The organism is Helicobacter sp. NHP22-001, from assembly GCF_030270165.1.
In the GTDB taxonomy this organism is placed as follows: domain Bacteria; phylum Campylobacterota; class Campylobacteria; order Campylobacterales; family Helicobacteraceae; genus Helicobacter; species Helicobacter gastrofelis.
Window position 1 is genome coordinate 522,245 of record NZ_BSWS01000001.1, and the last position, 10,673, is coordinate 532,917.

Annotated in this window: 9 protein-coding genes and 2 pseudogenes; 10 read left to right on the forward strand and 1 reads right to left on the reverse strand. The window is 48.4% G+C overall.

The features are described 5' to 3' along the window. The first annotated feature begins 19 nt into the window (after positions 1-19). The 6 genes and pseudogenes from QSJ47_RS02750 (at position 20) to QSJ47_RS02775 (ending at position 6,689) form a co-directional block, all read left to right on the forward strand. Positions 20-1,021 (forward strand): agmatine deiminase family protein, encoded by a 1,002-nt coding sequence (locus tag QSJ47_RS02750; protein ID WP_221272172.1) that lies wholly within the window; start codon positions 20-22, stop codon positions 1,019-1,021. 6 nt (positions 1,022-1,027) lie between these two features. Further along, on the forward strand, positions 1,028-3,238 hold the full coding sequence (gene hypF / locus QSJ47_RS02755; RefSeq protein WP_285602346.1) for a carbamoyltransferase HypF: 2,211 nt from the start codon (positions 1,028-1,030) through the stop codon (positions 3,236-3,238). Continuing rightward, a complete protein-coding gene (gene hypE / locus QSJ47_RS02760; protein ID WP_221272173.1) occupies positions 3,225-4,214 on the forward strand; it encodes a hydrogenase expression/formation protein HypE in 990 nt (329 codons plus the stop codon). Before hypF ends, hypE begins: the two co-directional genes overlap by 14 nt. A gap of 128 nt (positions 4,215-4,342) precedes the next feature. Beyond that, positions 4,343-5,278: pseudogene (locus QSJ47_RS02765) on the forward strand (NAD(P)-dependent alcohol dehydrogenase); the annotation flags it as partial. A 201-nt stretch (positions 5,279-5,479) separates the two neighbouring features. Further along, on the forward strand, positions 5,480-6,532 hold the full coding sequence (locus QSJ47_RS02770) for an alpha/beta hydrolase (RefSeq protein ID WP_285602347.1): 1,053 nt from the start codon (positions 5,480-5,482) through the stop codon (positions 6,530-6,532). A gap of 10 nt (positions 6,533-6,542) precedes the next feature. Next, a complete protein-coding gene (locus QSJ47_RS02775) occupies positions 6,543-6,689 on the forward strand; it encodes an NAD(P)H-dependent oxidoreductase (RefSeq protein ID WP_221272175.1) in 147 nt (48 codons plus the stop codon). Positions 6,690-6,768: 79 nt separating this feature from the next. Here the strand turns inward: QSJ47_RS02775 and QSJ47_RS02780 are convergent, their stop codons facing one another. Beyond that, positions 6,769-8,001 (reverse strand): aromatic amino acid transport family protein, encoded by a 1,233-nt coding sequence (locus tag QSJ47_RS02780; RefSeq protein WP_285602348.1) that lies wholly within the window; start codon positions 7,999-8,001, stop codon positions 6,769-6,771. A 196-nt stretch (positions 8,002-8,197) separates the two neighbouring features. On the opposite strand from QSJ47_RS02780, the gene QSJ47_RS02785 reads away from it, so the two are divergent. From QSJ47_RS02785 to QSJ47_RS02800, 4 genes and pseudogenes are all read left to right on the forward strand, one after another. Continuing rightward, positions 8,198-8,707, forward strand: coding sequence for an NAD(P)H-dependent oxidoreductase (locus QSJ47_RS02785; RefSeq protein WP_285602349.1), 510 nt, complete (start codon positions 8,198-8,200; stop codon positions 8,705-8,707). Beyond that, positions 8,704-9,276 carry a sugar O-acetyltransferase gene (locus QSJ47_RS02790; RefSeq protein ID WP_285602350.1) on the forward strand — a complete coding sequence of 191 codons (573 nt, stop codon included), beginning with the start codon at positions 8,704-8,706 and terminating at the stop codon, positions 9,274-9,276. Before QSJ47_RS02785 ends, QSJ47_RS02790 begins: the two co-directional genes overlap by 4 nt. A 67-nt stretch (positions 9,277-9,343) precedes the next feature. Continuing rightward, positions 9,344-10,489, forward strand: coding sequence for a cupin domain-containing carboxymuconolactone decarboxylase family protein (locus QSJ47_RS02795; RefSeq protein WP_285602351.1), 1,146 nt, complete (start codon positions 9,344-9,346; stop codon positions 10,487-10,489). Between the two features lie 5 nt (positions 10,490-10,494). Further along, positions 10,495-10,673: pseudogene (locus QSJ47_RS02800) on the forward strand (MerR family transcriptional regulator); the annotation flags it as partial.

Sequence of the window (10,673 nt, forward strand, 5' to 3'; positions counted from 1 at the left end):
ATTATACTAAAGGGACACTATGAAGAGATTAAAGGCTGAGTGGGAGGAACAAAGCGCCGTTTTAATGGCATACCCACACACTGCCACCGATTGGGGGGCATATTTAAACGAGGCGCAAGACTGCTTTTACAACATTATCCGCGCCTTGAGCCATTACCAAGAAATGATTGTCTGCGTGCATCCCAACGATACCAAGAGCCAAGATAGCCTAGCCAAACTTAGCCAAGTGCATATCGCCTTGGTTGACAGCAACGACACTTGGACGCGCGATTTTGGTCCGCTGTGCGTGGAAACCAATGGCATCGCCCTTTATTTGGATTTTATCTTCAATGCGTGGGGGGGCAAATACCAAGCCAACCTAGACAACACCATCACCTCCAAGCTCATGCAAAAGGGGCTGTTAAAGCACTCTTTGCGCTCTGTAAATTTTGTCCTGGAGGGGGGGAGCGTGGAGAGCGATGGAGCGGGGAGTATTTTAACCACCACTTCCTGCCTACTAAACCCTGAGCGCAACCCTAATTTAGACCAAGCCCAAATCGCTGGGGTCTTAAAACGAGAACTTGGGGCGCAACAAATTTTATGGCTAGAGGTGCAACCCTTAGCCGGGGACGATACAGACGGACACATCGACACCCTAGCGCGCTTTTTAGACCCTAATACCATCGCTTATGTGTATTGTGAAAACCGAAGCGATCCCCACTACAACAATTTAAAAAACATGGATAAGCAATTACGCCGTTTTAGAAATGTTGATGGAAAGAGATATAAACTCTTGCCCCTGCCCCTGCCAAGCCCCAAATTTTACCAAGGCGTGCGTCTGCCTGCCACTTATGCGAATTTTCTGTGGGTGAATAACAATGGGCAAAGAGTGTTGTTCGTCCCCACTTACCAAGACCCAGCCGATGACAAAGTCTTAAAGCTCTTGAGAAGTTACATAGAGACAGAGGTTGTGGGCGTGGATTGTTCGGTGCTCATCCGCCAAAAGGGGAGTTTGCACTGCGCCACCATGCAACTTTACTAGGGCATTTTGGTTAAACTACGCATTAGTGGGCGGGTGCAGGGTGTGGGTTTTCGTCCCTTCATCTACAACCTAGCCCATAAACTCGGCACAAAGGGCTATGTCTGCAATGTGGGCGGGCAGGTGGAAGTGGTGCTAGAGAAAGCGCATTTAGAGGCGTTTTTAAAAGAACTAGACAATAAACCCCAAGAAGCCCAAATCACCGCCATCACCCAAGAGCCCACCGCTACTCTAGACACACCCTTTTACATCGCCCCAAGCTGTGGCGTGGATTTAAGCCTTAAGGACAGCTTGCCCCCAGATTTAGCCATTTGTGAAAGTTGCCTCAAAGACACCCAAGATCCCACAAGCCGTTTTTACAACTACCCTTTTACCGCTTGTGCGCATTGTGGTCCGCGCTTTAGTTTGCTAGAGAGCCTACCCTACGATCGCCCCCACACTTCTATGAAAGACTTCCAACTCTGCGAGGATTGCGCTAAAGATTACAACGACCCCACGAGCCGCCGTTTTTTTGCCCAAACGATGAGTTGCCCCAAGTGCCCCATCGCCTTACACTTTCTCAGCCCCCAAGGCATAGAGCGCCAAAATGCTTTGCAAGAAGCCATAGATGCCCTAAAAGCGGGCGTGGTTGTGGCAATTAAGGGCGTGGGGGGCTTTGCGCTCACGGCTCTAGCCACCAACAAAGAAGCCATAGAACAAATCCGCACACTCAAAGCCCGCCCCTTTAAACCTTTAGCCTTAATGGTGCCTAGCCTCCAAGAGGCGTTAAAATGCGTGCATTTAAGCCAACTTGAGCTAACAGCCCTAAGCTCCAAAGAAGCCCCCATTGTGCTTGCCCTTAAAAAGACGCAAGAATACGACCACCTAGCCCCCAACCTCAACACTTTAGGCGTGCTCTTGCCCTACACAGCATTACATTTTTTGATCGTGCAAGAAGTGGGGGCGATTGTCTTTACCAGCGCAAACTTAAAGAGCGAGCCTATCATCACTAATTTAAAAGACTTGCAAGCCAAATTCCCCCACATTTGCGTTTTAAACCACGACCGCCCCATAATGCATGGCATCGATGATAGTGTTGTGCGCCTTGTGGCAGGCAAAATGCGCCTTGTGCGCTTGGCACGGGGCTTTGCGCCTTTGCACCTGCCTTTAAGCGCACCTGAAAATATTCTGGGTATGGGCGGGCATAACAAGACAAATTTATGTTGGTTGAAAGAGGGGTGCTTGGTTACGCCCGAACTTGGGGGTTTTAAGAGCATGGCAAGCCTTGAGCGTTACAAAGAGGATTTAAGTTTTTACACAAAACTCTATGGCGTGCCTAAAGTGGTCGGGCTGGACTTGCACCCGGGCTATCTCTCTAGCCAAGTAGGCAAAGAGCAAAATGCACCCACACAAGAAGTGCAACACCACACCGCCCACTTACACGCCTTGCTTGCCGAGTGGGGTTTAACACACACCTTTAAGGACGGGCAATCTGTGCTCGCCTTCATTTGCGATGGGGCAGGGCTCTCTTATGAAAAGAGCATTTGGGGCGGAGAGGTCTTTTTAGCCACCTACCAAAAGGGTTTTTTTAAAACAGAACACTTACACAGCCTAGAAACCACCTTTTATCCCAGCTCCACAAGTTTATTAAAAGATGCGCACAGCCTAGGCTACGCTTTGGCTTACCAACACCACCTAGCCTTCGCCCCCCTTTTGTGCGAATCCACAATGGCTAAGAACCTTGCCACCATCATTTCTAAGCGGATCGCCACAATCCCCAGCACCTCTGTGGGGCGGCTTTTTGACGCTGTGGCGGGCTTTTGTAGTGTAGGCACCATCAACACCTATGAAGCCCAAAGTGCTATGCAATTAGAAAGCCTAGCCACCACACACCCCACAGATGAGTTCTACCCCTTTGAAATCCAAGAAGACATTTTAATCGCCCCCATGTTAAAGGCAATGGAGCGCGATATTTTAAGCGAAAACCACGCTCTAGCGGCGAAAAAATTCCACAACACCCTAGCCCACATAGCCCTAGGTTTGTCCGTGCGCTATAATCTACCTTTGCTCTTGGGTGGGGGGGTGTTTTTAAACCGCTTGTTGGGCGACACTATCCAAGAGATTTTTAAAGATAGGGTGTTTTTCTTGCCTGAAATTTTACCGCCCACAGACGGAGCTTTAGCCTTAGGGCAAGTCCATTTTGTGGCAAATTCATTAAAGGGGTCGCATGCAAGTTGTTAGTTTGAGTGGGGGCAATGGGGGCAAGGAGGCACAAGTTCTCATAGAGAAAGTTTTTATGCCCTATTTGCAAGAGTTTTTAGCCGCACGAGGCGAGGATGCGGGGGTGTTTGAGGCTAGGGGGGCTTTGGCTCTTAGCACGGATAGTTTTGTGATCGATCCGCTCATTTTTGAGGGGGGCGATATAGGCAAGCTGTGCGTGTGTGGGAGCGCAAACGATGTTGCTATGGGTGGGGCGCACCCTAAGTATTTGAGCGTGGGTTTTATTTTAGAAGAGGGACTGGAAGTGGAGTTGTTGCAACAAATCCTAAGCTCCATGCAAGAACAACTGCGCTTGGGGGGGCTTAAATTGCTCTCATTAGATACTAAGGTTGTGCCTAAGGGCTGTGCGGATAAAATTTTTATCAACACGACCGCTGTGGGCTCTGTGCTCTACCCGAATTTGAGTGCCAAAAATTTAAGAGAGGGGCAGGTGATTATTGTGAGCGGGGCTATTGGCACGCATGGGGCTTTGCTCTTTTCTAAAAGAGCGGAGATCCAATTAGACACGCCTTTGGCTAGCGATTGCCAGCAATTATTCCCTTTGCTCGAGCCCGTGTTTAAAAGTGGGTGCAAGATCCACGCTTTAAGGGACGCAACAAGGGGGGGGCTAGCCTCTGTGTTGCACGAGTGGGCGCAAAGTTCTAAGGTGGGGATAGAAGTGGATGAGGATAAAATCCCCATTTTAGAGGGTGTTAGGGGGGTGTGTGAAATTTTGGGGCTAGAGCCCTATGTCTTGGCAAATGAGGGGGTTTGTGTGCTAAGTGTGGAGGCTTGTGATGCATCTAAAATTTGTGCCCTTTTACAAGAGGGGGGGGCAAAGGAAGCGTGCATTATCGGGAGGGTTATTAGCCAAAAAGGGGTGTTTTTAAAAACCCCTTGGGGCTCCAAACGCCCCCTAGACATCCTTGAGGGCGAGCTGTTGCCTAGGATTTGTTAGGGTGCTAAATACAATGAAGCCCTAGTGAAAGCCGTTTAAAGCCCATAACCATTCACAAAAACCCTACTTGAATCCTCAAAGCCCCGTTGACTAAGGTATACCTAAAGACCACCCCTTGACAAACATGCGGGATTTGCCACAGCGACATCCACTCTGCCTACAGCGAATGGCATGACGGCATCTACCCTATGATCCCCGGTCATGAAATTGCGGGTGTGGTTAAGGAAGTGGGCGCACAGGCACGCAAATTTAAAGTGGGGGATAAAGTGGGTGTGGGTTGTTTTGTCAATTCTTGTAAAGAGTGCGTCCCTTGCAGTGATCACCACGAACAATTTTGCAAAAAAGCGGTGTTCACCTACGATTGCAAGGACTATTTTCACAATGACGAGCCCCACATGGGAGGGTATTCTAATTGTATTGTGGTGGATGAAGACTACATCATCCGTGTCCCCCACGATGCGCCCCTAGAAAAAGTCGCCCCCCTGCTCTGTGCGGGCATCACCACCTACTCCCCTTTAAAATTCTCCAGTGTTAAAGAAGGCTCAAAAGTGGGCATTGCTGGCTTTGGCGGGCTGGGGCATATGGGCTTGAAATACGCCTTGGCAATGGGGGCTGAAGTGAGCGTGATCGGGCGCAGTGAAGCCAAAAGAGAAATGGCGTTGAAAATGGGGGCAAAATACTATTACAGCGATGTCAAAGACGCAAAGGGGGCAAATTTAGATCTCATCATCTCCACCATCCCCACCCCCTACAACATGGCAGATTATTTAAATGTGCTCGCCTATGGGGGTGAATTTGCCATTGTGGGCTTGCCTCCAAGAGACAAACCCATCACCCTCAGCGCCTCTAACTTTGTGTGGCATGCCAATAAAAAAGTCTATGGCTCACTCATTGGAGGGATTAAAGAAACCCAAGAAATGCTAGACTTTTCTGTTTTGCACAACATTTACCCCGAAATTGAGCTGGTTACAGGCAAAGATATTGACAGAGTGTATTACGATCTCACCCACTCTAATGCCCAATTTCGCCATGTCATTGACATGAAAAAGTCGTTTAGCTCTTAAAATGGGGGGTTACAAGGCTTTAAATTATTTTGTCTCAAGGGCTAGCAAGCCCGCACCCACTAACCCGCGCCCCCCATTTTGCGTTTAAGCAATGGTGCTAGCCCTTGACGCCTTTTGTTTGCATGGGGCGCGGTTAAAAACTTGACAAACACTAGGTGTTGGGTTTTATAATGTAGCACCTAAAAATTTTAAGGAGTTAGTGTGTTTTTGCGATCTTTGATCCTAGTCTCAGCTTTCACTTTGGGCATGCAAGCCCAGCCCTTTGTAAGCACGAGCCGCGCCCCAAGCCACATACAAGGGGACAATTTTTATGTGAGTCCCAAGGTGCATATCCAAGAGGTGCATTTTAAAAACCAATACGGCTTAGAAGTGGCGGCGAAATTATTCACCCCCAAGGCAATGCAACAGGGCAAAAAATACCCCGCCTTGATTGTAGGCCACCCCATGGGGGCTCTGAAAGAACAAGCAAGCCAGCTTTACGCCACGAAGTTAGCCGAGAGGGGCTTTGTTACCCTAAGCTTTGATTTGAGTTTTTGGGGGCAGAGTGCAGGCACGCCCCGCCACGCTGTGTTGCCCGACATGTATGTGGAGGACTTCAGTGCAGCCGTAGATTATCTAGGCACGAGAAAATTTATCGATAGAGAGAAAATCGGGGTTGTGGGGTTGTGTGCGAGTGGGGGCTTTGCTTTGGCGGCCGCAAAAATCGACCCACGCATTAAAGCCATCACCACGGTGAGCATGTACGACATGGGCGATGCCACCAGACATGGGGTGCAAAATTCCACTAGCAAAGCACAGCTCAAGGCGTTTTTAAAAGAGGCGGCTAATGAGCGCTACAAAGAGTTTAGCACGCATAAAATCACTCGCTATGTGGTGGGCACGCCCACCAAGATTGATAAAAATTCAAGCCCCATTGCCAAAGAATTTTACGACTTTTACCGCACAAAGAGGGGTGCATACACCCCACAGGGGCAAGACCCCAAACTAGACACCATGCCTATGTTCTCTAGCGATGTCAAGTTCATCAACTTCTACCCTTTTGAGGACTTAGACAGCATTTCGCCCCGTCCCATTTTAATTCATCACAGGCGTAAGGCACACTCTAGGGAGTTTAGCCAAAAAGCCTACGCCAAAGCCGCCCAGCCCAAAGAGCTTTACTATGTCAAGGGGACCGGGCTGTGGATTTATACGACCGCGCTAATCTCATCCCCTTTGACAAAATCACGCAATTTTTCCAAAAAAATCTCCATGTAAAGGATTAATCATGTCTGTCCTAGTCATCTTAGCCCACCCTAATTTAAGCACCCAATCACGGGTAAATCAAGCCCTTAAAGCTGCCCTAGAGCCCACAAGCGTAGCGATCAGCGATTTATACGCCCCCCGATTACAACTAATGTCAAACGCAAGGTAGAGTTTAGAGCTTTTGCGGCAAGGGCAGTTTTTAGCACATACAAATAATGGAGCGCAAGAACCCCACAGCCCCAAACTCCCTAAAACAACCTGTAAATGGCGGTGGAGATGGTGACGAGGCCAAAGCATAAGATGAAGAGGTTTTGCCATGGGTTTTTGTATTTGTGTAGTTGGGGGAATTTGTAGATGGCATAAAGGGGCATTAAGTAGAGGATGATGGCTAAAATAGGGCCACCAATGCTCTCGATGATTTCTAACACGCTGGGGTTTTCATACGCCACAAGCCACGCCACTAAGAAGATGATGAGGGCGGTGATTTTATTGGCTCTGGTGGGGGAGATTTTTTGCTTAGTGGCGTAAAATAAAAGGCGGTTCAAGCCCTCGCGCACGCCCAAATAATGCCCGAAAAAGGATTTGCCCATCGCCACAAAGGCAACGATGGGCGCGACTAGGGCAAAGGTTTTCATGTCTTCAAAATGGTTAGCCAAATAGGACAAAATGGGTAGGTTTTGCGCTTTGGCCTCTTTAAACTCCGCAGGGCTTAAACACATCGCACACGAAAAGACAAAGAACATCACCGTTACAATCATCAAAACATTGCTCCTAGCGATGATGGTCGAAGCCTTTTTGTCCGCCTCCTGCCCATAGGTTTGCTTACAATGCACGGCGAGTGAGGAGATGATGGGCGAGTGGTTGAAGGCAAACACCATCGTGGGCAAGATCAAAAGCATGACCACCCCTAAACTCTCGCCCCCAACCCCACTCAAATGGATGTTTTCAAAAAGCGCGTTGTTCCATTTGGGGATGAGCCACAGGGCGCTAAAAACCAGCACGGCGATGAAAGGAAAGACAATGGCGGACATGGTTTTGATCACCACCTCCTCGCCAAAGCTCACCACAAACATTAAAACCCCCACCACCAAAAAAGAGAGCCATAAGCGGTTAGGCGCACCCAAGCCCAATTGATTCACCAAGAAACTCTCAATGTTGTTTGTGATCCCCACGCTATAGACCAGCAAAATGGGGAAAATCGCAAAGAAATACAACAGAGTGAGCAACACGCCCCCGAATTTACCAAAATAATTCTGCCCGACCACGGTGATGTCATCGCTCTTGTCCGAGCCTTCTAGCACAAAACGGCACAGGGCGCGGTGGGTTAGAAAAGTTAAGGGAAAGGCGAGCACCAACATGACAATCAAGGGGATCAACCCCCCTAGCCCCGCATTGATGGGCAAAAACAGCACCCCAGCCCCAATGGCCGTACCATAGAGGCTTAAGCTCCACATCAAGTCCTCTTTGTTCCCTTTTGTCATCGTAACCCGCCTTGAAATTTGTAAAAGCTCACATTTTAGTCTATTTTTATGGATAAAATCCTTACTATATTAATCTTTGGTTTAAAAAAGGATTTTCACCCTTCTAGTAAGTCTTAAAAATTTGCCCTCCACCCCTTGACAAACACTAGGTGTTAGGTTTTATAATCTAAACACAAAAACACTTTAAGGAGAACACATGTCTGTTTTAGTTGTTGTAGCCCACCCCGACTTAGCCCAATCACGAGTGAATAAAGCCTTAAAAGAAGCTCTAAGCTCTACAAGCGTGGAGGTGAATGATCTATACGCCCTCTACCCCGATTTTAAAATCAATGTGGCGTGCGAGCAGGATAAATTAGTCAAAGCTAAGCACATTGTTTTGCAATTCCCCATGTTTTGGTATTCTTGTCCGTCCCTTTTGAAAAAATACTTTGATGATGTGCTGACCTATGGTTTTGCCTACGGCTCTAAGGGCAAGGCACTAGAGGGCAAGGGTTTTAGTTTAGCCATCAGTATGGGCGCACGCGAGGGGGATTTTCAAGGCAAATTTAGCTTAGAGAGTGTCCTAACCCCCTTTAGGGCGATTAGCCACTTCATCGGCACTAAGTACGCCAAGCCCTTTCTCACCTATAACACCGGCAACTTGAGCGACACCGCCTTAAAAGCCCAAACCCAAGCTTACCAAGAGTGGATTAAGGGGCTTGCATGAAAGACATTTTTGAGCGGGATTTAAGCGGGGAGATGGTGAGTATGGACGACCCCGAGTTTCACAAACTTTACAGCGTGATCACAAACGCCCAAAGGCTTATCCACAAACTCAACACTCAAGAGTTAAGCCCTGAAGAAATACGGGCTTTAATGACCGAGCTTACAGGCAAGCCCTTTGATGCCACCAACACGATTTTACCCCCTTTCTATGTGGATTTTGGGCGCAATATCAACTTTGGCAAGCATTTTTTTATGAACTCGGCTTGTAGTTTTATGGATAGGGGAGGGATTGAGATAGGTGATCATGTTTTCATCGCTCCCAAAGTGTGTTTAACCACAATCAACCACGACTTCAATCCCTACAATAGGCGCACGACCTTTTGTAAGCCCATTGTCATAAAAGATCGGGTGTGGATTTGCATCAACGCCACCATTTGCCCCGGGGTTACGATCGGAGAAAACTCCATTGTCGCGGCTGGGGCGGTGGTTACTAAAGATGTCCCCCCTAATGTCATCGTGGGGGGCAACCCGGCTAAAATCATCAAGACTATAGAGGTCAAAAATGCCTAAAATTCTCCCTTCTTTACTGTTTTCATTTGCCCTACTTGGGGCGCACACCACACATAAAGGAAAACCCATGCAAGAGATACACACAAAGGTAGATTTTAAGAGTTTTGAGGGCACAAGCGACAAATTCAGCGGTAAAGTGCATATCCAAATCCTATTTGGCCCAAACAAATGGCGTAACTTTAGCGGGGGTATCGTGCATTTTAGCCCCAAAGCTAGGAGTGCTTGGCACACCCACCCCGCAGGGCAAACGCTCTTAGTAACAGAGGGGGAGATTTACACGGGCACCGCCGATGGCAAGGTAAGCGTAGCTCACAAGGGCGATGTCATCTCTTGCCCGCCGGGGGTGAAACATTGGCACGGGGCAGGACCTAGCATGGGTGGAGCACATTTAGCCCTAACGGGGGATAAAAACGGCGAAAATGTCCATTGGCTCGAAAAGGTGAGCGATGTAGAGTATAACAAGGCGATAAGCTCCCTAAAGCCCGCCAAGCCCACCAAAAGTGCCTTTAACCCCTTTGCAAACAGCCCCTTAAAGAGCGATCCGCAAATGTTTCGCACCTTCAACCATTTCGCCATGCAAGAGGCTTTCAAAACTTCAGGCTTAAGCGTACCCGAATACAGCCAAATTTTATTAGCGTCCTTAGTGGCTCTAGGCTCTGTGCCCCCATATGCCAATGCCCTAGAAAGCGTGCTAGAACACCTAAAACCCCAAGCTATTAGAGAGATTTTATACCAAGCCATCCCCTATGTGGGCTTTGCGCGGGTGCAGGGCTTTTTAGAGGCGACAGATAAAGCTTTTAGTGCCAAGGGCATTCACCTAGCCCAAGAAGAGGGCATCCCCCAAGCACAAAGGGCACAAAGGGGTCTAACGATCCAAAAAAAGATTTTTGGGCAAGCCATCGAGCAATACAACGCCCAAGCCCCCAAAGACGAGCAACACATACGGCAATTTTTATCGGCAAATTGCTTTGGGGATTATTATGCTAGAGAGGGGCTAGATTTGCGCTTTAGAGAGTTGCTGACCTTTGTTTATTTGCTCTCTTTGGGTGGGGCGGACCCACAATTAAAAGCCCACATAAGGGGCAATTTAAACATAGGAAATGACCGCTACAAACTTATTAGCGTGGTTACGGCGTTGATCCCTGTTGTGGGCTACCCTAGAGCATTAAACGCCCTCAGTGCAATAGATGCGATCACCCCTGCCAAAGACTAGGCAATATGGCATTCACGATTATCGAAGTCGAAAGGCAAACGGGCATCCCTTCGCATAAAATCCGTTTTTAGTACGATAAAGGGCTATTCCCATTTGTGCAAAGCGATTCTAATGGCGTGCGTTACTTCTCTCAAAGCGATGTCGCGTGGGTAGAGTGGGTGCAGTGCTTGCGTGCGTGTGGCAT